This window comes from Actinomyces graevenitzii C83, assembly GCF_000239695.1.
GTDB lineage: Bacteria > Actinomycetota > Actinomycetes > Actinomycetales > Actinomycetaceae > Actinomyces > Actinomyces graevenitzii.
Genome location: NZ_JH470338.1, coordinates 80,357 through 103,619 on the forward strand (window position 1 = coordinate 80,357; position 23,263 = coordinate 103,619).

The 23,263-nt window shown below is 57.8% G+C and carries 22 protein-coding genes, 1 other RNA gene and 3 pseudogenes; 6 read left to right on the top strand and 20 right to left on the bottom strand.

Features of this window, described 5'->3' with window-relative positions; genetic code table 11:
* Nucleotides 1-140 precede the first annotated feature (140 nt).
* Nucleotides 141-514: a transfer-messenger RNA gene (ssrA, locus tag HMPREF0045_RS09865) on the top strand.
* A gap of 560 nt (nucleotides 515-1,074) precedes the next feature.
* Here the strand turns inward: ssrA and HMPREF0045_RS11275 are convergent.
* A pseudogene (locus HMPREF0045_RS11275) lies at nucleotides 1,075-2,049 on the bottom strand (recombinase family protein); the annotation flags it as partial.
* Nucleotides 2,050-2,219: 170 nt separating this feature from the next.
* Nucleotides 2,220-3,146 (bottom strand): hypothetical protein, encoded by a 927-nt coding sequence (locus HMPREF0045_RS00370; protein ID WP_005984422.1) that lies wholly within the window; start codon nucleotides 3,144-3,146, stop codon nucleotides 2,220-2,222.
* Nucleotides 3,147-3,191: 45 nt separating this feature from the next.
* Between HMPREF0045_RS00370 and HMPREF0045_RS00380 the strand changes: the two genes are divergently transcribed.
* The 3 genes from HMPREF0045_RS00380 to HMPREF0045_RS00390 all read left to right on the top strand — a co-directional run bounded on the left by HMPREF0045_RS00380 (nucleotide 3,192) and on the right by HMPREF0045_RS00390 (nucleotide 4,962).
* Nucleotides 3,192-3,512 carry a helix-turn-helix domain-containing protein gene (locus HMPREF0045_RS00380; RefSeq protein ID WP_231196658.1) on the top strand — a complete coding sequence of 107 codons (321 nt, stop codon included), beginning with the start codon at nucleotides 3,192-3,194 and terminating at the stop codon, nucleotides 3,510-3,512.
* A 638-nt stretch (nucleotides 3,513-4,150) separates the two neighbouring features.
* A complete protein-coding gene (locus tag HMPREF0045_RS00385; RefSeq protein WP_005984424.1) occupies nucleotides 4,151-4,684 on the top strand; it encodes an antirestriction protein ArdA in 534 nt (177 codons plus the stop codon).
* Nucleotides 4,685-4,818: 134 nt separating this feature from the next.
* Nucleotides 4,819-4,962, top strand: a complete 144-nt coding sequence (locus HMPREF0045_RS00390; protein ID WP_159430574.1) for a hypothetical protein — start codon at nucleotides 4,819-4,821, stop codon at nucleotides 4,960-4,962.
* Nucleotides 4,963-5,288: 326 nt separating this feature from the next.
* On the opposite strand, the gene HMPREF0045_RS00395 is transcribed toward HMPREF0045_RS00390, so the two are convergent.
* From HMPREF0045_RS00395 to HMPREF0045_RS00440, 11 genes are all read right to left on the bottom strand, one after another.
* Nucleotides 5,289-5,912 carry a hypothetical protein gene (locus HMPREF0045_RS00395; RefSeq protein WP_005984426.1) on the bottom strand — a complete coding sequence of 208 codons (624 nt, stop codon included), beginning with the start codon at nucleotides 5,910-5,912 and terminating at the stop codon, nucleotides 5,289-5,291.
* On the bottom strand, nucleotides 5,909-6,553 hold the full coding sequence (locus HMPREF0045_RS10840) for a hypothetical protein (RefSeq protein ID WP_231196659.1): 645 nt from the start codon (nucleotides 6,551-6,553) through the stop codon (nucleotides 5,909-5,911). Before HMPREF0045_RS10840 ends, HMPREF0045_RS00395 begins: the two co-directional genes overlap by 4 nt.
* 85 nt (nucleotides 6,554-6,638) lie before the next feature.
* Nucleotides 6,639-7,295 (bottom strand): ABC transporter ATP-binding protein, encoded by a 657-nt coding sequence (locus HMPREF0045_RS00405; RefSeq protein WP_005984428.1) that lies wholly within the window; start codon nucleotides 7,293-7,295, stop codon nucleotides 6,639-6,641.
* 337 nt (nucleotides 7,296-7,632) lie between these two features.
* The gene (locus HMPREF0045_RS00410; RefSeq protein WP_005984431.1) at nucleotides 7,633-8,646 is read right to left on the bottom strand and encodes an IS30 family transposase; all 1,014 of its coding nucleotides are present in this window, start codon (nucleotides 8,644-8,646) and stop codon (nucleotides 7,633-7,635) included.
* A 132-nt stretch (nucleotides 8,647-8,778) separates the two neighbouring features.
* Entirely contained in the window at nucleotides 8,779-8,937 is a 159-nt protein-coding gene (locus tag HMPREF0045_RS10315; RefSeq protein ID WP_005984432.1) for a hypothetical protein, read from the bottom strand.
* Nucleotides 8,938-8,954: 17 nt separating this feature from the next.
* On the bottom strand, nucleotides 8,955-9,551 hold the full coding sequence (locus HMPREF0045_RS09880) for a hypothetical protein (protein ID WP_081466764.1): 597 nt from the start codon (nucleotides 9,549-9,551) through the stop codon (nucleotides 8,955-8,957).
* Nucleotides 9,499-10,791 (bottom strand): relaxase/mobilization nuclease domain-containing protein, encoded by a 1,293-nt coding sequence (locus HMPREF0045_RS09885; RefSeq protein ID WP_081466765.1) that lies wholly within the window; start codon nucleotides 10,789-10,791, stop codon nucleotides 9,499-9,501. Before HMPREF0045_RS09885 ends, HMPREF0045_RS09880 begins: the two co-directional genes overlap by 53 nt.
* Nucleotides 10,788-11,048, bottom strand: coding sequence for a hypothetical protein (locus HMPREF0045_RS10320; RefSeq protein ID WP_129582511.1), 261 nt, complete (start codon nucleotides 11,046-11,048; stop codon nucleotides 10,788-10,790). Before HMPREF0045_RS10320 ends, HMPREF0045_RS09885 begins: the two co-directional genes overlap by 4 nt.
* Before the next feature lie 278 nt (nucleotides 11,049-11,326).
* The gene (locus HMPREF0045_RS00430) at nucleotides 11,327-11,650 is read right to left on the bottom strand and encodes a hypothetical protein (protein WP_005984440.1); all 324 of its coding nucleotides are present in this window, start codon (nucleotides 11,648-11,650) and stop codon (nucleotides 11,327-11,329) included.
* Nucleotides 11,634-13,436 carry a DNA primase family protein gene (locus HMPREF0045_RS09470; RefSeq protein WP_005984442.1) on the bottom strand — a complete coding sequence of 601 codons (1,803 nt, stop codon included), beginning with the start codon at nucleotides 13,434-13,436 and terminating at the stop codon, nucleotides 11,634-11,636. Before HMPREF0045_RS09470 ends, HMPREF0045_RS00430 begins: the two co-directional genes overlap by 17 nt.
* On the bottom strand, nucleotides 13,427-13,654 hold the full coding sequence (locus HMPREF0045_RS00440) for a helix-turn-helix domain-containing protein (protein WP_005984444.1): 228 nt from the start codon (nucleotides 13,652-13,654) through the stop codon (nucleotides 13,427-13,429). Before HMPREF0045_RS00440 ends, HMPREF0045_RS09470 begins: the two co-directional genes overlap by 10 nt.
* An 805-nt stretch (nucleotides 13,655-14,459) precedes the next feature.
* Here HMPREF0045_RS00440 and HMPREF0045_RS00445 point away from each other — a divergent pair.
* Nucleotides 14,460-15,101 (top strand): DarT1-associated NADAR antitoxin family protein, encoded by a 642-nt coding sequence (locus tag HMPREF0045_RS00445; RefSeq protein ID WP_005984447.1) that lies wholly within the window; start codon nucleotides 14,460-14,462, stop codon nucleotides 15,099-15,101.
* Between the two features lie 47 nt (nucleotides 15,102-15,148).
* On the top strand, nucleotides 15,149-15,751 hold the full coding sequence (locus HMPREF0045_RS00450) for a class I SAM-dependent methyltransferase (protein ID WP_005984449.1): 603 nt from the start codon (nucleotides 15,149-15,151) through the stop codon (nucleotides 15,749-15,751).
* Here HMPREF0045_RS00450 and HMPREF0045_RS00455 read toward each other — a convergent pair.
* The 7 genes and pseudogenes from HMPREF0045_RS00455 to HMPREF0045_RS10625 all read right to left on the bottom strand — a co-directional run.
* Nucleotides 15,735-16,520: an alpha/beta fold hydrolase gene (locus HMPREF0045_RS00455; RefSeq protein WP_040315822.1), complete on the bottom strand. Its 786-nt coding sequence runs from the start codon at nucleotides 16,518-16,520 to the stop codon at nucleotides 15,735-15,737. The genes HMPREF0045_RS00450 and HMPREF0045_RS00455 overlap by 17 nt on opposite strands.
* Nucleotides 16,521-18,030: 1,510 nt before the next feature.
* Nucleotides 18,031-18,705, bottom strand: a complete 675-nt coding sequence (locus HMPREF0045_RS00465) for a LutC/YkgG family protein (protein WP_005984456.1) — start codon at nucleotides 18,703-18,705, stop codon at nucleotides 18,031-18,033.
* A 2-nt stretch (nucleotides 18,706-18,707) separates the two neighbouring features.
* Nucleotides 18,708-20,312 carry a LutB/LldF family L-lactate oxidation iron-sulfur protein gene (locus HMPREF0045_RS00470; protein WP_005984458.1) on the bottom strand — a complete coding sequence of 535 codons (1,605 nt, stop codon included), beginning with the start codon at nucleotides 20,310-20,312 and terminating at the stop codon, nucleotides 18,708-18,710.
* A gap of 1 nt (nucleotide 20,313) precedes the next feature.
* Complete coding sequence (locus HMPREF0045_RS00475; protein WP_005984461.1) at nucleotides 20,314-21,111, bottom strand: (Fe-S)-binding protein; 798 nt, start codon at nucleotides 21,109-21,111, stop codon at nucleotides 20,314-20,316.
* 364 nt (nucleotides 21,112-21,475) lie between these two features.
* Nucleotides 21,476-22,033: a hypothetical protein gene (locus tag HMPREF0045_RS00480; protein ID WP_005984464.1), complete on the bottom strand. Its 558-nt coding sequence runs from the start codon at nucleotides 22,031-22,033 to the stop codon at nucleotides 21,476-21,478.
* A gap of 158 nt (nucleotides 22,034-22,191) precedes the next feature.
* Nucleotides 22,192-22,731 (bottom strand): annotated as a pseudogene (locus HMPREF0045_RS00485) (L-lactate permease); the annotation flags it as partial.
* A pseudogene (locus tag HMPREF0045_RS10625) lies at nucleotides 22,723-23,176 on the bottom strand (helix-turn-helix domain-containing protein); the annotation flags it as partial. The pseudogenes HMPREF0045_RS00485 and HMPREF0045_RS10625, both read right to left, overlap by 9 nt.
* Nucleotides 23,177-23,263: the final 87 nt, after the last annotated feature.

The window sequence follows — 23,263 nt, forward strand, 5'->3', positions numbered from 1 at the left end:
TAGTTGAGAGGCTACGCGGGCGGCGCTGGCTGAAAGGTGACGCGGGCGGCGTCGTCGGCACTAGCAAACCCCGCTGGGACTAGCGCTTTTCGGGAGGCTGTGCTAAAATGCAATTCCTGCCGTAGGCAGATAACTACATAGGGGATGATCGGTTTCGACGACGGTAGTGGATTCAGTAGAAGCGGGTCGAGGATGAGCAGTCATCTCGTTAACGCTCTGTTTCAAACCAATAGGTGCCAATAACAACCGCACCGACTTCGCCCTGGCCGCCTGAGCCAGTCGCCAAGTCCGTCAGCCCGGGTTTGCTTTCGCCCCGGTCACTGGCGTCATTTAGAGAGCCACTGCTTTAATTCCTTGTCGATGGGAATTAAGGGACTTTTAGTCGACTGAGCCTGTTCCAAGCGTCCTAGTTTGCGTGAGACGCTGAGGCCGAGAAACTCTTTAGCAAACTGCACCCGGAGAAGTCCTGTTGCATTGCTGTCGGACCGGGGTTCGATTCCCCGCATCTCCACCTGAGGGGGAAGTGTCGAACTTTCGCTTTCGAGCGTAGGTTCGCACTTCCCCCGCTCTGTGTCCGCTGGTGAGCGCTTCTTCTAGGTCCTCGAACTCGATGGGCGCTGCGCTGTCATGGAAATAGGACGCGATGATGATCTGCTCGCGCCCGATGAATACCTTATCCACGAAGTACTCGAAGAGCTGGTCGCGGGTCTCGGGTGTGTCAATGGTGGCCTCTGCGAAGCGCTTGTAGAACGCGCCGATGCTCGCCTCGTCCTCGTAAAGTGTGGCCTTTACATGCTCGGCCTGGATTGCTGCGTCAAGCTCACGCTTTTGCTCTTCTAGGGAGCGCATGGCCTCGGCAGTGGTGTCGTTGAAGATGCCTTGGGAGATGGCCTTGACGAAGTTGGCGAGCTTCCTTTCCACGTCTGCGCGCCGAGCTTCCAATGCCTTGAGGATGTCATCTCCACGCCCATGGGTCTTCTGGTAATGATCGGCTAGATCAACAGCAAGCGAGGCTAGCATCTCAGGATCTGCGAGGAAAGAGGCGACGATCTCCTGAATCCGTACCTCGATTTCGTCCTTGCGAACGGTCTTTGCTGAGCACTTCTTTTTGCGCTGATTGAGGCAGTAGTAATACCGATATGTCTTGCCGGTCTTCGAGGTGCCACTCACGCCCTCCATCGGCCCGCCACAGGTGAGGCAGTACGCCCTGCCTGTGAGCCAGTAGTCGGGTGCGTTCTCGCCTTGAGCAGCGAGCTCGGCTTTGGTCTTTGCCCCACGACGCTTGTTGATTGCGAACCGGCGTTGGACTTCATTAAACGTGAGGTCATCAACGAGGCGAGGCATCCCGTCCTCATGGACGTGCCCGCCATAGGCGTACTCGCCAATGTAGGCGCGATTCTTGAGCATCTTGTTGAGATTCTTCGGCGTGAACCTGTATCCGCGCGTTGTACGGATTCCCTGGGCGTTCAGCTGGTTACAGATTTTCTGCATGGACACGCCCGAGGCGTAATCGTGGAAGATCTGCGTGACGATGGGAGCCGTCTCCGGGTCCGGGATGTAGCGCTTGTCCTGGTCCACAGTGAAACCGAAGATCTTGTGGCCGTTGGAGAGGGCTCGCTCGGCGTTGTAACGCTGACCTCGTCGGATGTTGGCTGAGAGCTGGAGTGAGTAGTACTCGGCGAACGCATCTGCGACCCCCTCCACGAGCACAGAATCGGGCGAATCGGTGGGGGAGATCCCTTCGATGTAGTGGACACGCGCTCCGATGGAGCGGATCGCCTGCTTGACGAGGACCAGCTCTGCGCGGTCGCGAGCAAGGCGATCGTTCTTCCACACCGCGACGTAGGCAGGCCTGATCTTGGGCAGCTCGCGGAGCATCAACTGATAGCCCGGCCTGTCTGCGTTGGTGCCGGTCTTCGCCGCGTCTTCGTACTCATTGACTACGACGAGACCCTGTGACTTCGCCCAACGTTGCACCATCTCACGTTGCTGCTCGATGCTCGCCTCGTTCTGCGAGGAGGATGAATACCTGTAATAGGCAACGACCATCTGATTGTCGTTGTATTCGGAATGTAGCTTCACCTCATTACCCCCTCAACAGTTCGCAGTGATGCACCTGGCAATAATTTTACCGTTCAATGCGTCTCTATTCTCAGGCGCACAACACTTCTCCCCGAGCCTGCTCCAAGGCGATGGCTCGGGGAGAAATGAAAACGTGACTACTTCTTGAGCCAGTTCCCAGAGGAGTCCTGCTGGAAGCCGAGGACATTCGAGTCAGTGATGGTGATTTTTCCATCTTTCATGATGGTGAACCGGAGGTAGGCGAAGTCTTCTGGTGAAGATGAGCCCGTCTTCGTTATTCTCATGGTCTCAACGGCAGTATCGCTCGTGGAATTAGCAAACGGTTCCACGGCGCACTTCATCACATCGGTGATGACCGATGCATCGTCGCTCATATACCTACCCGGTTCTGGTGAAGCCTCATTAAGTTCACTGAGCGGCTTCGCGCCCTCGCGCTCCAGTAGCGTGGCCGTCGGATCGCTCTTCGGCGTACTCGCGCTCAGCTCGTCCTTGAGCTTCTGGACGCCCGCGTTGAAGGCGTCGACGTCAAAGCCTTCAAGGCCGATGTCTTGCAGTCGTGCGTCGCGGTCCGGGCCAGCAGGCATCTTGAGGATGAAACCCCTGTCTGTGGCCAGCAGCTCCTTGACGCTCATGGATGCCCCTGAATCCTTCAGGAGCGCATCAAGACGCTGGCCGGCTTCGTCGCTGCTTGCCCAGAGGTCGAGCAGTGACATCGACTGATAGTCGACCTTCTTGGGTGCCGAAAGAGTCTCAACCGCGCCCTTTGCGAAGGTACGAGTGACATCGACCGCGCAGTACTTCGCAGAATCCAGTTTGTGGGCCTTCAAGTCCACAGCTGTGACGAGCAAATTATCCGCGTCCGCTCCCATCGCATCAAGGAGGGGCTTCGGGAACTCCACGTGGATACTCTCGACAGGCCCGAGGGTGCCACTGAAGGTGAAGGTCTGGTTGCTGTCGGGGGAGTGGTTGGCTCCATCCGATGGGGACGAAACTCCTCCAGAGCACCCACTGAGCAGAGCTCCTGCTGCTAGTAGGGCGACGAATGAGAGATGTCGTTGGCTCATGAGAGCTCCTTCGTTGTGCTCGTGTTTCAGGCGAACCTACAAGGCATGATACAGCAGGCCTGGTATATAGGGTGTTCTTTCAAAGGCCTGTTTCACATGATGGAAGTCATGGTATGGAGTAATGAGGAGGCGAACCGACTTGCTGCCGCCCTGAAGGCGGCGCGAATAGAACGTGGTTTCTCTCAGGAAAAGCTGGCTTTTGGGGCGGGGATCACAAAAAATCAAATGCAATTGCTAGAGGCTGGACGTGCGTCAGGTCGAAAAGGTGAAACAGGCTGCTCCAATCCTCAAATGGCGACAATTTACGGACTTGCCAAGGCTCTTGACCTTACTGTTGCAGAATTGTTCGAGAGAGCTGGGCTCTGATAACTTCCAAGACTGCTCTCTGACGGACGCAATAAGGTAAAACTGCACAGCGCCCCTTCGGGGCGTATGACTATCTTCGCTCGTGCATGATCTCGTGGGAGGGAGGTTGCAGAGGAGGATTTTCACCGCCTAATCGGCGTTGATACCGGCTGTTTACCGCCTGAAAATGCAAAAGCGGTATAGCGTTTTCCCTCGTATCTCAACCGAATCCCAACCCTTTACCGCCTTCACCGCCTAAAACCGAAAACTTTTATATATACACACGCATATGTAGGAAGATGAACACTCGCGTGTACACTTTTTAGAAATTAGGCGGTAGAGGCGGTAACGCACCATGTTTTGACTGATATACCAACGTTTTCGATATACCGCTTAGCCTCAAACAGGCGGTAACCAAGCGGTGAAAGCGGTAATCAGGCGGTAAGACATGTGCTACTTGATATGCAAACCCCACCCCACTGAGATCGTATGAGGATGATAATTCCCCTCCTCATGAGCGATAAAGGTCCTCCTCCCGCTCATCCCCTGAGAAGGTCGCAAAGCGACCCCGAGCCACTCGTTGGAGGTGAGGTCGCCTGTGTGCGTCCTTACCCGAGCTGGACTGCCCGGCCTCACCTCCACCTACTCGGGAGGTTGGAATGATTACTCAAACTACTGTTCGTCCGTCGGTCTGGATCGGCTGTCTAGCCTGCTATAACGAAGGCATACTCAACGGGAGATGGTTCCCGGCAGAAGAAGCCGGTGAGGTAACACCTGAAGACCTACACCTTGGCCCCACATATCACGACGAGCTATGGATCTTTGATCACGAGGGGTTCCCCACAGGAACCAGCGAAATGTCACCCGATACAGCACAGCTTTGGGGTGAAGTCTTCGATGAGATCGGAGAAGAACAGTGGCCTGCACTGCTCGCATGGATTGAAACAGGCTGTTACGTAGCGTGTGGGGATACACTACCGAGCGTCTCCGACTTTAAGGAGCGCTACTGTGGTTGCTGGGACTCGTTCGAGGACTACGCGACACAGCTCGCTGAGGACATCTGTCTGGTGGACGGATGGCCTGAGGAGGCGAAGCGTTTCTTCGACTGGGACGCGTGGATTCACGACCTCGAATTCGACTACACCGTTGCGGATGCCGTTGATAGCGGTGTATTCATCTTTCGCACTCTCTGACTGCTCTCCCTGGAAGCCTCAGTGGCTTCCAGGGAGAGCTTTCTTTCTGGGTTATAGGACACTACGTGTTGCTGGTAGGGGGTGGTGCTACACCCACTCTGCCCCCCCAGCCAGCAGCGACAATCCTGGCCACCATGCCCACCGACGCAGCCCTCGAAAACGCCTGGTACCAAGCCTGTCAAACCCGCCAAGCCGCCGGCACCATCCCCGGCTGGGGCGACGCAATTTGCTGGAACGAACTCCACCACACCACCCCCTACCACAACACCTGGGACTAACCCCAGTAACACGAAATGTCCTATAACCCGACATTGTCGAGGTCCTTTGAAGATCGCGGTGGTAGAAGTCCGCTCATCATCAAGGACCTCGACCTCTACCCACAACCCCCGACCAATACCCGGTCACCCACACTCAACTCGGAAGAGCCGGAAATAGCCTTCGTGATAGCGGAATAAAACGAAGGTGTGGAACTTGCAAGGACCGATCTCAAACTGGGATTCGATAGAACAGTTTAGCAAACGCTGACTTCGCTTTGCTGTCACTTGGAAACCTATCCGTTGGAAGTGCAGCTATCCTCACATGCGGTTTTCCAAGTGAAGTATAACTATGCACGTTTCACCGACCTCAGTAAAAACCCCGAACTTATCGCAGCCAACAGAATCCCGGTAGAAAATATATAAGAGCCAAAGGTGGCACCTTTTAAAATCCAAGTAGTGGGAACGACAGCAAACAAGACCGGTGAGTTTGCAAAATCACCTGTGCTAATCGGAAGACCTGCCACCACAAAAAAGATGATAACAATCCATGAAACTAATGAAGTAGTCCAAAGCCGAAGCGTAAAACATGCCAGAGTTAGCACAACCGAAGAGAAAACAAGTACTAAAGCAGTATGACTCGACAGTCGCTCATTAACAAGCAAGCCAATGATAGAGACATAAAGCAGACTCAAACACAGGTTAACTACTTGTGCGAGAAGCAGCGATTTAGCAATGAACCGGAGCAGAAGTTTATCGTGAATACTAAACGAGACATACGAGGCAGGGACCTTAGCATGCGACAAAGCTAGACCTGCCGTGGCAATTGGGAGCATGATGAGTATCGCGGATTGCGCTACGGCAATGGTATTTCCATAGCGGAGAAACAGTAGCGGAAGAACTAGTGCACCGATATAAGCGATCGTGACCCAACGAATGATTGCGATTCGCTCGATAGAACACAAAGACTTCATTTTCTTACTGCTCCTTTACTTCGAAACCTAGCCACAAGAACATAGGTAATAATTAGGATTGGTACCGGGATAAGCGCAGAGAGACCGAAATTTGATTGCTCCTGGATATCTACGAACGAGATTGCGGTACCATTGAGATTCAGCCCTACGGAGTGGAGGGCGTTTGATATGTATGGGGTAGCATTGTCAGCTAGGTTACCGGGTAGCACTATCCAGAAGTACAGAAGAACACCTGAAATTGCCGCGGCAGCCGGAGGTCTTGAGAGACTTTCTAATGTCGAGTAGATCAGAGCAATTAGTATACTTTGGAAGGTAAGAAAGCAAAGCAGGGTCGCTAGCCCAGAGTGCATCTTCGAACCAGACAAAACCATTGTTAGATCGAATAGCAGCACACTAAGCAGGTTCACAAGAATTATTAAAAGCGTTCGACAGATAGTGCGCAGGACGCTAGGCAACCAAGCAATGTATACCTGCCGAGGCAAACCCCCGTAGTGGACCTTGGAAACCCTAGCATCAAGTATAAAGAGTAATGCGAGAGAAATCAGTGGCTGCGTTCCAGTAAAGAAGAAGCTGTATCCCCCTGTTATTGGAGTTCCGTTTGCCTCACTTGAAATCCATGCACCGAGGAATAGCGACGCCATTGAGCCCAAGATAGCCGCGAGAAAATACCAGATATTCCAATAGTAAGTAAGCAAAGCACGGATAGCTGAAGTAATTCGCATGGTCCTACCCCCGGTGATATAGGTCCGCGAGATTCACGCCGTTGAGGTCGGGGATATGCAAAGCGTTGCCGTTACGAACTACGACACACTCATCCGGGACGCCTTGAATCTCATGGAGGAGGTGCGTTGATATTACAACGCAGTTCCCTTCGTCCCGATAACGGCGAAGCGTCGCAGACAAGGAGATCATGCCATCTGGATCCAAACCATTCTGTGGCTCATCAAGGAACAAAAACTTTGGCCTAGATAATAAAGCAAGACAAAGCTCCAGCCGTTCCTTCATGCCGGTCGAGTAGTCCTTGGCTTTCCGCCCGTGGGCAGCGCGGACGATGCCCACACTATCCAAGGCCGACTCAGGATCAACATCCAGACCCCAGAATGCCGCGACGACCTGTACATTTTGTTTACCACTCAGATACGGAAAGTAGCTTGGATGGTCGATTGCAGCTGACATTTCGCTAATGTCTGTCTGATCGTATCTAATGTGGCCACTTAATGGTTTTATCCGACCAAGGAGCGTTTTCATTAAGGTGGTTTTACCTGCTCCATTTGGTCCAAGGAGGCAGATTATCCTGCCAGTATTTAGCTGCAAGTTAATGCCGCTCACTACTGGGGAATTCTTGTACCCAACCGACAAATCAGTTACCGATATAGCTGGCATGGCCTACCTTTCTAAGAAAACGGCCCTGGAGGTAAGGCCTAGGATGCTTTACCTCCAGGGCCGACTGCTGCGACAAAGCTACTAACCACTTGCAGCCAACAGAGATGCTGCAGCCGTTAGTACACTGGGTAGTGAAGCATGCAATGCCACCCGTCGGGCACCCAGGGGCGCACAGGAACTTCGAGGTGATGTGAGGACAAACAGCTTCCTCAACCTCTTCAACACGGGTGTCAAGGTCAATGGTGACCACGACTTCTCCAAGCTCTCAGAATCTGAACATATTCAGGTAACAGAAAGTTACCCGCACTGCTATGATACAACGATGCAAGGGGCGGTGTCAATGGGTGGTAGCAATGAGTTCGTTGAATGCTTCTGTTGGGGTGCGGTAGTCGAGGGTGGCTCTGGGGCAGTTGTTGAGCTCGTAGGCGATGGCGTCGAGGTATGGTTGGTGGCTGGTGATGGGGGTTCCTTTGGGTAGGTATCGGCGGATGAGCCGGTTGGTGTTTTCGTTAGTTCCTCTCTCCCAGGGGCTGTGGGGGTGAGCGAAGAACACGTCCACGCCGGTGTCGTGGGTGAGGCGCTGGTGTCGGGCCATTTCCCGGCCTTGGTCCCAGGTCAGTGTGCGCATCGCTTGGTCGGGCAGGCCCTGGATGCGGCGGGTGAGCGCGTCACAGACCTGGTCGGCTTTCCGACCCAGAGGCAAGGCGACGATGATCAGGTAGCGGGTCGTGCGCTCAACCAGGGTCGCGCACGCGCTGGCCCCGTCTTGGCCGATAATCAGGTCACCTTCCCAGTTGCCCGGGATTTTCCGATCAGCAATGTCGGGGCGCTCATCAATCAATCGCATCCCAACAATGGGGGGTTTGCGCCCGCCTGTGGGGGGTTTCTTGCGCATCCACCGGCGCGAGGGCAAGCAAATGCCGTGTTCGATGAGCGTCTTCTTGGGGTGGGCGTAGATCCACGTGTAGATCGCCTCGTGGCTGATCGTGTGGCCCTGAGCGTCGGGGGAAGTATCCATGGTGGGCAGTGTGCCACACGCTTCGGCGCGCAGGCGTCCGCTGATCTGGCGGGGCGTGTGCCCCTGAGACAAATCAGCAATCACGCGGCGGCGAAGAACCGAATTGCGATCCAACAGGCGCTTCTTCGGGCGGCGCCTGGCCGCGCGGGCGGCTTTGCCGGCTTCCTCGGCCCGATACGCCCCGTCAGGACCTGCATGGCGGGCGATCTCACGGCACACCACCGAGGGGCTACGCCCAATCAAGTGGGCGATACACACCTGGGACAAACCCGCCTCCAGCCCTGCCATGATCGCCGCACGATCTTCGACCCCAAGCATCCGACGACACCCCATGATCAGCCTCCAAACAGCACCGCCACTACACGAAAAATTGCTTACACCCTATGACACTGCCAGGTTAGTAGGGGCAACTTTCAGAATGTTCAGATCTGACTATGATTTAGCCTAATTACTTTAGACTGTTGATCAGACCGAGAACACGGCGCTGATACTCTCAACAACGCTCTCGCCTTTGCGCACCGTTCCATCGAACTGCTCAGCGTTCTTGTTGATCGGCCGAGAGTGATCGACCTCGACGCGAGGCTTGCCCAGTTTGATGCCCGTTCCAATCACAGGTTTCACCATCCTTCTCACCTCCTTCCTTACCTGAGTTCCTCGTAGACCCATCGGCTCACCCGCAGGACTACCCAGATGAACAACGCTGCCCCACCGAGCGTCGCAGCAGCGATCAACATCTTCTGCCACCACAGCGAGGCCGCTGTGAACGAGGCCCATGCCCAGCCAAAGAGAGGACCAATGCCAAACATGCTCATAACGCCCCACACGAGGCCACCCACGAGCAAGAGCGAGGCGAACAGCGGTAGCACAGCAATGGCAACTTTTCCGACCGTCGTCCATGGAATACGCCCCTCCAGATCCTCTAGACGGCGCTCATTGCGCTCTAGGGACGCAAACACCTTGTTAGCCTTGTCTGAGACCTCAGCGACCTTCTGAGCGGTTTCAGCGACTTTCTGAGCGCCAATATCAACAACGCGCTGCTCATACCCATCGAGAGTGCTCTCAATGCGCTGAACGCGCTCCTCCACCGCCACAGAAAGCCGCTCATCGAGCACCCCGACGGCGTACTCACTAAGTTTGCTCATATCGACACGCACAGTCCTACCGTTGCCGACGGTTTTCTTAAGCTCATCCAAGGCCGTAATAATCTTCGTCTGCTCGCTCTTGATCTGCTTCATCATCGAGAATGCTTGAAACTCGGAATTGCTCACTTCGCTTCCGTCGCTCAGCTTCAAGACGCGCTTGTCGCTCACGGTCTCCCCGAGCTCGCTCAGCGTCTCGCTCTGCTCGTTCAGCGTCTTCTTGATCGCGTTGATGTCGTTCGTCAGCGAGTCGGCTTCTGAGGCTTCCGAAGTCGAAGTCTTGGAGGTCAACACGAGCATTAGGCTCACCTGCGCCTCCTCGATCTTCTTTATTCGCTCGCTCTGCGAGGTCAACGTAGTAATCAAGACGCGGAGCGTCTCGTCGATCTTGCTCAACTGCTCTGAGTTCTGCGAGCGCTGCATCGAGCTGCTTTCCATCTTCTCCATAGCTCTGGACATCTTCTATCTCCTTTTCTCGCATAACGCGTTCATTCATCGTGTCGTGGAGAGTGCTCCACTGGTAATCAGTACCGAGCTTGCGAGCCGTGCACGCGGCCTTCGAGCGACCGAACCTGCGCACCTCGCCATTGTCATCAACGAGGGCATACGTGACGCTCGGATCACGACCCTCAGCCTCACTCTTCGCGCTGGTCTTCTTTTCGATGCTCACGCCGTACTCACGTGCAACAGCGCGCAACGAGTCGAAGCCCACCGAACGAGAATCACGCAACGCCTCATCAACACGATCAGCGAGAAACTCTCTCCACGTGTTCTTCGAAAGCTGCTCCACGTCATCCACGGTGAGACCTTCAGCGCGCTCACCAGAACGCGACCTGTTCACATCATGAGCGAGTTCATGAGGCTCCAAGACCTGCAAACCCATCTCTCGCATGATCTTGTCGTTGGCCTTCTTCAAGACCCAATGAGCAAGACCGTTCTCTCTCGCGGCTTTCCCCGATACGAGATCGACATTTGCGATTGTGATATGCGCGTGAGGATTGCCACCGTCGGAGTCCAGATGAACAACGACATCGCACGGCGAGTTCGGTGCAACCTCCTTCGCGAGTGCATAGGCAGCATCAGCAACGATCATCGGAGTCATCGGATCACGAGGATCAAGCTCGTCCTTTGAGAACGACTGGATCACCATGAGCGCTTGGTTCTTGCGCCCCGTGCCCTTCAACATCGACTCAATAGACGTAATCGCGTCGTACGGGTTACGGAAGTCCGAACGCCATGCAGCCGCACGTGAATGCTTCACGTCAGCAGGTTTTCCGAAGTGTGCATACATGATCGCCGCTGCTGCTCGCACCGTCGTCGTCTGCTTCGTAATACTCATCGTGACAACTCCTTCGCTAGAGCGAGGAACGTCGCAGTCGCACGACGCAAATCGTCGACGTCTGGCTCAATACCAGCCCACCCTTGCCGGGCGAGCTGGTTGACGTTGACACCTACGGCATTAACCTCGCCGATCAATCGCAACAAGTCGCGATTGACCAGCTTCGGCGCGGGCGCGCCGTCGAGGTAATCGACGGCGGCCCGAATCGCTCCAGACTCACTGAGTCCGTAGCGATTCTTAACGCGGGTAAGCTGCACATGTTCTCTTTCATCGAACCTGACAGTCACCCGCGACTCGCGAGACTTACGCCTCGCGATCCTACGGTCCCCGCCCCGAACTTGGTCTTCGACCTCGTTCGTTGTGGCGACCTCCGGTTGGACAGGCGTACTCTTAACGCTCGTCTCATCTGAGTCGAGCTTCAGGGGTGGTACCGCCTGTCGGCCAGCAGACGGTCTGTCTGACGACAGTCCGTGCTGGCCAAAGGGTGGCGTCCCGCCCCCTTTGGAAACCCCCCTCGCGTTCACGACGACATTCATCATTGTTCTCCACCCCAAACGGGCTGAGAACCTGACTCATTCGTCGCTCCGCTGTTCGCCTCACGGCGACGCGCGGCTGCCTTAGCAGCAGCACGCTTACGCTTCGCGTTTTGCGCATCAATCTTCGCCTTCGCTCGATTCATAAGCGCAGTAACACTCACCTGATCGGCGTTCTCATTTTCGTTGTTCTTGATCTCGTCAAGAACACTCAAAATCGCCTCTGCAAGACGCGCACGTTCCTTTGCTTCAGCAACGCGCTTCTTCTCCTTCAGACGCTCGACTCTTGCACGAGCGGCTGCAATTTCCTTATCGAGATTCGACATGATTCATGTCCTCCTTTTCGTTTGTACTTTGGAACGGATCAAACGACGAATAACTGTCCTCGTCGTCATTAGGTGAAGTGCCTGCTCGCATAAGACCACGTGCATTAATCGGGATGTTGTGCGGGATCCCGATCTTGCGCATAGAACCGCCTACAGGTTGGAGATCAATCCAGTCACTCAGGTCATATTCCACAGCTAGGGGTTCATCTCCGACGATTCGATTTCGTGTGCTCATAGCCTTCTGATTACCGTCCGCACCACGAGGGACGAACCATCCACACGAGGGGTTCTTGTCCACGTAGTCAGTCATGCGCTTGGTGAACTCTCTAATGCCCACAGGATGCCCAGAGGGAACCTCCTTGCGCATCCACGCGGAGTAAAGCCTGAACGAGAACTTCCACGGAAGCAGATCCCACTTGAACTGGACCAAGAACTCCTCAGCAAACTGAAGAACCGGATCGTTCTCAACACGAATCTGACCGAGCAGCTCCTTACACACAGCAGGCTCGATGAACGTGTCGAACCAGGGCATCATCAAAGCCTTATGAGCGACGTATTCAAGAACCTCAGGACGCTTCACGTAGTCGTTCTTGATCGCCGTGTTCTCATCCGCGCCAACATAACGCTTGAGGAACGGGATGGCGACAAAACGACGGTAGAGAGACTCAGACTTGTCCTTGGATGAGGGCAGCTCGTTGACACAAAAGACGCACAGGCCACGGCCCTTAACGCTCCTCGCTGGGCCGTACTTAACGTTAATCCGGATCCAGTCATGAGTCACCCATGCCTTGAACGCTCCAGCTTTCCGCAAGAAATCGCCAACCTCGTTCTCATCCGAAAGAACAGCAAAAGCACTGCACAGCGCCTCAGGAAGAAACTGCTCTCCAAAATCAGAGATCGAAAGAGTAGCCACTCGATCGACCCCGACAAGATGACGCAGCAGCTCAAGAAAAGTGCCCTTACCATTCGATCCAGTAGGGGAGTACAAGAGCGCAGCCTTCTGAAACGGATGTTCGGGACGGAACAAAGCAGCAATAATCTCCCAGAACAGTTGTTCGACCTGGGGATCATTGTTCGCAAGCTCCCTGATCCACTCGTCAATGCTCCAGCCATCGATCACCGGGCACGTAGTGGCATCTTCACGGAAAGCAACAGAGGCTTTCGACCTGAGAACGACATCGGGCGAGAACGGGCGCAGCTCCTTAGAGTCCAGATGGAACAACCCGTTCGCCAATGCCACGACATCGCCATCCTCGCTCTCGGAGAGCAGCTGTGCCGAGTCGCGCACACATTCCACGACAGCGTTGAGATCCTTGGATGAGATCGTGTAGTGGTACTGACGAGCCAGGCGACGGATACGATCCTCAGCAGGCACATACAGGCCCTCGTCAGGCCCCGCGTCCTCATAGGTCACCAACTCAGCCGTCGCTCTTGACTTACCGATCAGACCCGTGTGCTTAAGCTCGCGGTGGAGAATACACGTCGCGATTGTCGAGGGCGGAAGCACTTTGAGCGGACGATGAGCGAGCCCGCCCCTGAGGCCGTTCCTCTCGTTCTCACCAAGCAGGCGCTTGTTGATCTGGTTCAGCAGGAACCTCTCCGCATCCGCAGGGCAGTACGTGCTCTGCTTCTTCGGAGCGAGGAAGATTGCGACCTCCTCAGAGATGAGTTGATTGATCGTCGGCAGCGCTGTACCACTCACGAGCGACGTGGTAGAATGGGTGTCAACAGAACTGATTGCCTCGGTGCTCTCCTTGGGGGTGCCGGGGTGATTTTTTATGCCCATCGGACTTCACCTCCGTTGGAGGCGAAACGCTCGGTTGAAGCGCGCATATAGGCATCGAGTGCTTCGGCGCTGACCTTGACGCTCCCGCCGACGCGGACGGCATCTAGACGCCCCTCGCGAATAGCGCGGCGGAGCGTAGCAATTGAGCCGTATCCGGCTTCAGACAGTGTTCTCAGCGAATACAGCTGAGGTAGGGTAATTTTGGCAATCGCAGCCATTTTGAACCTCACAGAGTAGTGGCATCATTGCCCACCACTCGCACCAGGTGTGACCTGTCCTGATGTCTCCGGGGTACATCTCCCCGATAAGGTCCCTCACGTCCGATCCTCATCTCGCTTAAACGAGATCGGCGGCTGCGCCTCCCCGCGTGGGCTCCATGCGGGGCAGTGATATTCTATCGCGAATCGAATGATTTAACCACATTTACACGGGGCTTTCTGATTCTGCTCGTGTATGAGCGGAAATGAATACGCCTCACGCTGCCATAGCCACCAACAAAAGGTGATCGCGAACCGGCACGAGTTCGACACGTACCCCCTGAGCTCCACCATCCCTCCCCGGGCTTCCGTTGGAAACCCGGGGTTTTCTGTGCCTAGAAGCGATGGGTAGGCATACGGAGACCTCATTTTTCAGATATCCCAGGGGTATCATCAAAACAATCAATGAAGAGGAGCCCCAACCCGAGAGCGGAAGCTCGCAACACCATACAGCGGGTCCAACGAGGAGCTCGAGGCGCGACAACGAAGGAGACAATCATGTGTCGACCCACCACCTGCGAGGTATGCGGAAAGACCACGTGGAAGGGCTGCGGCAAGCACATTGACTCGGTGAAGGAACAGGTTCCCCCGGATCAGTGGTGCGACAAGAACCATACTGACGAGGAGTATGCCGCTGCTGAGAAGAGCAGTCTGAATTAGTATGAAAGTATTTGTAGTCAGTGGAAAGCGAAAATTCTCGATAGTTTGAGCATTTTTGCTTTCCGTGATTGTTTGGATAGCGTGTTGAGTGAGAAGGTGGCTCGTCATGGCTCGTAGGCTGGTGTTTGTGCCTGACTCTGGCAGGCCGTATGTTTCAGAATTGTCTCTGGATTTTGAGCAGCATTCCGGATCTTCTATTCAGCAGAAGCAGCGTTCGATTGCAAGTTTGCATGCGTCGTATGCGGCTAAGTTTCCTTCGTCGCGCGTTCTGGAGGTGTCATCCAAGAGTGAAAGAGACCTTGGAGTTCACTTAAGCGCGTTCAATTTGATGATTGAGCATCCGGGACGTGGAAGTTACAGTGTTGAATGCGCTTTCCAGGCTTCAAAAGTGTTTGAGCACGGTGGCCCGTTTGTTGATCTTTTCGATGTCTCGAGTCGTGCGGCAAAAACAGATCGGAGATTGAGGGCAAGTGGAAAGCTAGTTGGTTTCAAGTATTTTGCACATGAATTCCCATTAGAGCCGAAAACTTATTTTTATGACTGGTTGTACGCCTCGGCTCTTTGTCGTGATGACAAGCTCGTTGAGCAGGTAATGATGTTCGACGCATTCACCGATATCGAGCATAATCCTGAGCGGTCGATCAACTGCCAGGCAAGGACTGTGGCTAAAGTGGTGGGTCTTGCCCGGGCGGGGCTTCTGGAGGATGCCCTGCAGTCGCCTCGAGCGTTTCTGGAACTTGGGTATTAATAGGTTTTCGTTGATCTGTCACTTTGTTCGACAGTGGAGGAACAATTATGATCTGGGATCGAGTTGCCCCGCTCTACGACCTCGCTGTCAACACGCTCAACAGGAGGGTGTACTACGGGACAGGCGCCGTCGTTGCCCGGTTGATTCGCCCCGGCGACACCGTGCTCGAATGTGCGTGCGGCACGGGCGCGATCGCCTCAGCCATCGCCCCCGCATGCGCGCGCGTGGTTGCGACCGACTACTCCGAGGGGATGCTCAAGCAGGCCGGGAAGAAGCTCGCGCGCTACCCGAACGTGGTTGTCGAACAGGCGGATATCACCGACTTGCACTACGCGGACGACTCGTTCGACGCCGTCGTGGCGGGTAACGTCATCCACTTGCTGCCTGAACCGGGCGAAGCGCTCAAGGAGCTCAAGCGGGTCGTGCGCCCGGGCGGCACGATCATTGTTCCTACCTACGTGATTCCCAAGAAGCGCGCGCACACCATGTTTCTGAGGGTGATCTCCCGATTCGGCGTGCACTTCCAGGAGCACTTCGACCCGGCGTCCTACCGGGCATTCTTTGAGCGCATGGGCTGCGTGGGCGTCACCTACCGCGTCGTGCGAGGTCGAATTCCCTGCATGATCGCCTCCTTTACGAACGATCAGTAGGTGCTGAGCCCAGGACGACGTTCCGCAGCATCGCCCCGTAGGCGACCGAGTCGCGGCTCATACGCTCGCAGTGGCCCCACCCCGGCCACACGACCAGCTCCGTGCCGGGATAGAGGCGCGGAGCCGTGCGTCGCGCGAGCCGTAGGTCCGAGTCTTTCTCTCCGTACGCGAACGTGCAGCGGCGCTGAACGTCGGGGGATAGGTGTGGCAGTGTGACCCGCGAGCAGTCGCGCACAATCGCCCGAATGCTCTCCTCGCTCATCGCAGCAAGGCTTTCGGCCATGGGGCGGGCGACCTCCTCTCCGAAAAGCCGCGCGAGCTTGCGAACCCCGGCCTCGGGGTCGCGCACGGCCTTGCGGTGCTTCGCGACCATGATGCGGCTCAGGATTGCGCCGCCCGCCCTCGAGATCGGCCCTCCCGAGTAGAAGCTCACGCCTTCGATGAAGAGGCGGTCGAACGACAGATCGGGAAAGCGCAGTAGCTCGAACAATACGACGCCGCCGAGCGACGCCCCAAACCCCAGAGCCAGACGGCGGATCCCGTGGTCCACCAGCCAGGAGTGGATGGCCTCCGCTTCCTCGATGGCTGACGAATAGGGTGCCGAGGCCTCGTCCCCGTGGGCGGACAGGTCGGGTATGAGGAAATGCAGCCCGTCGCCCATGTGGTCGGCGACTGCGGCCTTCATGCGCGAGGCAGACGACAGCATCGGGTGAATAAGGAGGATGGTGGGGGAGTCGTCCTCAACAGCCTCGTAAACGTGCATTCTCATGCAATATCCTCGTGCGGTGTCCTTTTCAATCTTTGCGGCCTGTAGTTTGTGTGCTTCACCAAGGGTAGGGGCGAGGTCGGTATCCCGAGAGGCGAGGGTAACGGTAACGACGTCGTAGCTGCCTGATCGGGCGAGCCTAACGAGCGCGAGGGCGCACATAATGTCAATGCCCTCGATTTCGTGGATGGGGCAGTCTGGTAGACGCTCAACGAGATGAGCGGCCAGGCGTCAGCCTTGGGCGGGTGTGTTCGCGGCATATCCAGCGTCGTATTGTGCCACCGGATCCTTGCCGGGACCCTGGCCCAGGGTGCGTCGATCACCTTCACCACCGCGCGCCCGTGGCCTTGAGCGATTCAGCCCACAACCTGGGTAGCCAGCACAGCGGTCACGGGACTCTGTGTCGAGCGCCAGAGCGCACTCAGGCCGAGCGGCAGCAGCCAGATGGAAGCCCTCCAAGTCGACGAGCGCATCACACCGATCACAACGATCAAGCGACACAGAGCAGCAGCAGGTAGGGTGAGACACCGCCCGAGGTCCTTAAAGACAGCGGGGGTTGAAGTCTGCTCATCATCAAGGACCTCGACCTTTACCCGCAACCCCCGACCAACACTCGGTCACCCACACTCAACTCTGAAGAGCCGGAAAATGTCGCATGCAATTCGGCTAACAGGCCTTTAAGATTTGAGTCAGAACGTTGAAATTCTGCGGTTTCCTGGTGCTTATTGATACGTGGACTAGGCAATTGCATGCGAGATTTTGGGTGCTCGGTGCTTTCTAACTTACCCGTATGGAGGTCTCCGCCTCTCGCAAGGTCGAGTCTTAATGCGCCGTTTGGCGCTCGGTGCTTTCTAACGGTACGCCGTATCGTGACTGGTAGCGCCTATATGGGGTCTTAATGCACCTTATGGCGCTCGGTGCTTTCTAACTGAGGATACCGCGTTTAGCATTAAGGGCACCATTATCGGGTCTTAATGCACCGTTTGGTGCTCGGTGCTTTCTAACTGCCCGGCGTGTCGTGCTCCCTGTGATCAGGGGAACGCCATGTCGGATCGCTAATGGTCGAAAAAGCACCCCTTCGACCAGCAAGCACGAGGTTAGAATATCAGACTTTTCGTTGCGCCTACATGCATCGCCGCGGACCGCCCGCAGGATGAGTTTCGCTCCGGAAATCGCTTCCCTCATTGGCGTGTCGCGCGGCCACAACACTCAACGCTTGTAGAGCAACTGCAAGGTTGTTGACTGGAAGGACAGACGATGACGATACCTGCCATGGTCTCGTCCCTCGCACAGGCGCTCACCGCCGAGGCCCTTACTCGCGCCAGAGGCCGACTCCTCACAGGACACCCTGAGCCCACCAGAGCGAACACCCCCACGTCGGCAAGCCTCACCGATGACCAGCTGCGCGTCCTTGCCGCAAGCGACTGGGCACCGCCACGCATGACTACACTCGATGCGAAGACGCTCGCGACGGCTGACGCCGTCACCCGGGCACACTTGCGTCGTGATCAGATCACTTGACGATGACGACTCGCAGGAAGCGGGGGCCGTGCACGCCGTTGACGCGGACCAGCTCGATGTCGGAGGTCGCCGAGCCGCCGGCGATCCAGGTCATCGGGCGGGTGGGGTTCTTGCCGAGGATCTCGACGGCCTGGGGCACCGTGGGGACGATGTCGGAGGCCTTGAGGACGACGACGTGGGTGTCGGGCACCAGAGAGATCGCGCGGCGGCCCTGGTCGGGCTCACCGTCGAGGACGATGGTGCCGGACAGGGAGATGGCGACGCGGCAGCGCGTAACGACGGCGTCGATCTCGTCGAGCTCCAGCGTGGGGATGGCCTTCTCACGGCTATCCTCGCGCACCGTGCGGCCCTCGCGGGCGGCGGCCTTCTTGAAGGCCTCGTCCAGGCCGGTGGGGACCACAACGGAGGTGGCCTTCTGGCCGGCCAGGAACTTCGAGATCGCGTCGGTGACCTCGGACTCTTTGGACACGACGACAACCTGCGCGGAGTAGTCCTCAAGCGTCTCGATCATTTCCTCGATGACCGCGTCCGAACCGGGAGCGTGCTCGGTGGAGCGGATGTAGTCGCGGGGGATTGGGCGCACCGGACGGCCCTGCTGGGAACGGGAGATGGCGTCGCGTGCGCGCGCCAGGATCGCGGTCTTTGCATCCATCGTGGTGGTGCTCATGTTCACGCCTCCTTTGGGGTCGTGTTGGTGGTCATGCCATGCTCGGAAGCGAGCGGGAGGCCCTTCGCGGGAGCGTCGGTGCGCGGCGCGTTGGCGTCGGAATCCTTGTGTGTGCGCTTCCACCACTCGCGGAAGGTTTCCTTCGGGGCGACCGGCAGGTCGCGGGCGTGCGTCCACAGCGAGGCCGGGAACGGCAGCGCGCCGATGGAGCCCTTCTTGGCGAACAGGCGGGTGGCCTTCGTGCCCTTTCCGGCGGCCTTCCACAGCTTCGCGTTCGTCATCACCGGGGTGGTCGCGCTCATGGCGAGGTCCCACACGTCCGGCACGAGGTTGCGCTTGACGTCAACAATGCGCGCACGCATGTGGATGAGGATCGTCGGGATGTCGATCTTGACGGGGCAGACCTCGCCACACGCGCCACACAGGGAGGACGCGAAAGGCAGGGTGTGCACCGGATCGTCCTCGGCGAGGCCCTGGGTGAGCTGCGGGGTCAGGATCGCGCCGATGGGGCCCGGGTAGATGGAGCCATAGGCGTGACCGGAGGTGTGCTGGTACACCGGGCAGATGTTCATGCACGAGCCGCAGCGGATGCAGGCCAGGGCCTGGCGGCCGATCGGGTCGGTGAGGACCTTGGTGCGGCCGTTATCCATAAGGATAAGGTGGAATTCCTGGGGGCCGTCGCCGGGGGTGACGCCCGTCCACATGGAGGTGTATGGGTTCATGCGCTCGCCGGTGGCGGAGCGGGGGAGCAGCTGGGAGAAGATCTCCACGTCCTGGAAGCGGGGCACCAGCTTCTCGATGCCCATCAGGGTGATGAGGGTGTCCGGCAGGGTCAGGCACATGCGGCCGTTGCCCTCGGACTCGAAGATGGAGACGGTGCCGGTTTCCGCGATGCCCATGTTAGTGCCGGAGACGGCGACCTTGGCGTGCAGGAACTTCTTACGCAGGTGGGCGCGGGCGGCGGCCGTCAGCTCGGTCGGGTCGTCGGAGAGGTCGCGGGGCGCGTCCTCCATGCGATCCAGGAAGATGCCTCGGACCTCGGAGCGGTTACGGTGGATCGCGGGGACCACGATGTGGCTGGGCATGTCATCGGCCAGCTGGACGATCATCTCGGCGAGGTCGGTCTCGCGAGCGCTGATGCCCTGTTCCTTCAGGTACTCGTTGAGGTTGGTCTCCTGGGTGGCCATGGACTTGACCTTGACGACCTCGTCAACGCCCTTGGACTTGATGATGTCCGCGACGATGCGGTTGGCCTCGTGCTTGTCGCGCGCCCAGTGGACGATGCCGCCGCGGGCGGTCACGTTGCGCTCGAACTCTTCGAGGAGCTCGGGCATGCGGGAGGCGACCTCGAACTTGACGGCCTCGGCGGCGTTACGCAGGTTCTCCCAGTCCGGCATTTCCGCGACGCGCTGCGCGCGTTTGGTGCGGATGGTGCGGGTGGCGTGGCCCAGGTTGCGGCGCATCTGGGTGTTGGCCAACGTCTTGTGGGCGCCCTCCGGGAAGGTGGGGCCCCAGCAGAGGGTGTCCTCGGGGATGGTGACGGTGGTGCGCCAGCCGCCCGTGTGTGACTCGGGGGCGGAGGGCATTCCGATGAACGTTGTGGCCATGTCAGATCACCTGTGCGCTTTCGGGTGCGAAGGAGATGTTGCCCTCGAAGGGCTGGTCCTTGGTGGATGCCAGGATTTCGGCGAGGTGCATGGGGCGGATGCCCGAGTTGAGGCGGGAGAGGCCGCCGCCGACGTGCATGAGGCAGGAGTAGTCGCCCATGACCAGGACCTCGGCGCGCGTGGACATGACGTTGGTGACCTTGTCCGCGAGCATCGAGGTGGAGGTCTCGGAGTTCTTCACGGCGAAGGTGCCGCCGAAACCGCAGCAGACCTCGGCGTCGGGCAGGTCGACGAGGGTCAGGCCCTCGACGGCGCGCAGGAGGCGGTAGGGGCGGTCGCCGACCTTGGCGACACGCAGCGAGTGACAGGTCGGGTGGTAGGTGACCGTGTGGGGGAAGTAGGCGCCCACATCCTCCAGGCCGAGGACGTCGGTGAGGAGCTCGGTGAGGTCGTAGGTGTGCTCAGCGATGCGCTGGGACTGCTTCGCGAGATGCTCGTCGCCCACGTGCTCGGCGACGACCTTCTGCTCGTGGCGTGCTGCGCCGGTGCAGGAGCCGGAGGGGACGACGATGGCGTCCCACTGGCCGTCGAGCACGGGCTCGAAGGTCTTGGCGTGGTTGCGGATAATCTTTGCGGCGTCTTCGAAGTAGCCGGTGTTTGCGTGCATCTGTCCGCAGCAGACCTGGTCTTCGGGGAAGACGACCTCGTGGCCGAGGCGTTCGAGCAAGGTTACTGTGGCCTGGGCAGCCTGGGGGAACATGACGTCTGCCAGGCAGGTGGAAAAGAGAGCGATGCGCACTGGGGGATCCTTCCTCGTGGGTGCTGTCCAACTCAGGTTATGACTGTCCGAGGTACCAGCGGCACGTTTTGTCCGGACAGCTTGGGTGAGGTCGTTTTTCCTGCTATTTCTTGCGGAAAAATCTCCGCCGATAATCGATGAAAATTCGCTTCTCATTGGGCGTTTTAGGACCTTCGGGGCACGACTTAGCGCAGGGTGAGTTTTCGTTTTTCAGTTTGCGATGGTTTCGTCTGCGCAAGAGGTCGCCCCGGCCTCGTTCATGGTGGTTCATGGACGAGGCCCGGGCTGGGTTCTCGGGGGTGTGGCGCGGCCTTTCGGGACGCGACGGCGTAACGCCAGCGAAGCATCGGGGCGTGTGCGGGTGCTAGCCGGTGGTGCCCTCGCCGGTGACGATGATGAGGTTGCAGTCCGCGGAGGCCGCAAAGTTGGTGATCGTGAACGACCCCCAGTCTGAGTAGATATCGTTCGCTTTTGTCTGGAGGACAGTGTTTGCGTGGTCGGCGGGGATGGTGACGAAGTGGCAGTCCTGGGGAACGTACTGGTAGAGGCCTGGGTAGATGCCGGGCAGCAGGGTGTTGTTGCCGGTGGCGCCCTCGCTGAGCTTCTGGATTGACTCGGGAGCAACGGTGGCGACGCCGGTCACCCAGAAGTGGTGGTCGGGGGAAGGCAGGGAAGAACGTCCCTCTGGGAAGTTGGCTGCCGCGACGTGTCCCGCGGTGGCACCCAGGGCGGGCATGCGCTCGTTGAAGGAGTCGGTGCGCTCCTGAACCTTAATTTCTCCGTCGGTCTTGTAGATGAACTCGGCGAAGCGCGAGTCCTCGGGGAGTCGATTGCGCGATGAGGTCGAGCCGAAGGGGGTGCAGGCGGTGGTGAGCGCCACGACGGCTGTGAGCGTCAGGATCAGGCGGAGGCAAGCCCTCATGTGAACAGTCCTTCCTCGGGGCTACGGGTACTAACGTGGCGTCACTGAGTCGTTCATCTGTTGCGAGCCTACAGGTAGGGCGACGTGGGCGGCAATTAGGGGCGGGTCCCGAAAGACGTGAGTCTTTCGGGACCCGCTGGGACAGTAACTGGAGCGGATCAGTGCGGCATGTAGGTGCCGATCCAGCCCTGGGATGCGATGAACACCAGGGTGCACAGTACCAGGAGCAGGCCGATCGAGTAGGGAGCAGCCTTCTTGAGGATCTCTGCGTCGGAGCCCTTCGAATCCACCGCGGTCGCGGCGATTGCGAGGTTCTGCGGGGACACGATCTTGCCCAGGCCGCCGCCGATGGTGTTGGCGGCTAGCAGGATCGACGGGTCGAGGCCGGCGCCGGTAGCGGCGGTCGACTGCAGGTTCGCGAAGAGCGCGCCCGCCGAGGTCGCGGAGCCTGCAACGGCGGTGCCGATCCAGCCCAGGATGGGGGAGAGGAACGCAAAGGCCGCGCCCGTCGTCGCCAGGGCGGCGCCGATCGAGGTGGTCTGGCCCGAGAAGTTCATGACGAAGGCCAGGGCCATGACCGAGGCAATCGTCAGGATCGCCATGCGCAGCGAGTAGATCGTCTGGGACAGCACCGCGAACATCTTGCCCACGGAGGTCTGGAAGCGGCCGCCCGAGGAGTTCGTTCCGTAGACGATGGCTTCGGTCTTTAGCCTCGCCGTTGGTTCCTCAAGTCCCGCAATTTTTTTAGGTATGCATTTTCCGCCCGAAGTTTCTCCACTTCACGCAGAAGTCTGTCTTCCTCGGTCAACAGTGCAGGCTTCGCAGAGCCTTTCGGTCGTCCCTTCGGTTTGGACCTAAGCGCTTCATCACCGCCTTTGCGCCACTTACTCACCCAGTCTTTGACCTGTTGAGGTGAGGACAGTTCAAATTCCTTCGCCAGGTCCATGCGTGTTTCGCCAGCGAGGAAACGGTCGACCACTTCCTTCTTGACCTCGAAGGAGTATTGCTTCTTGGTTGGTTTCTCCACAAGAGATAGCCTGCCATGTAGAAGCCAGCGACGGTACAGGCTACGAGTCGGGTCGTGCCGGACCCCAATCCGACTTGCCGCAGCCGCAAAACCCAAGTCTTGCTCGAATAGGCCAACGAGCTGTTCTCGTTGTTCCTCTGACAGAGAACTTCGTGCTCTCATAGAAACACTCCCCATTAGTCGGTGTCTGATTTCTCAGTCCA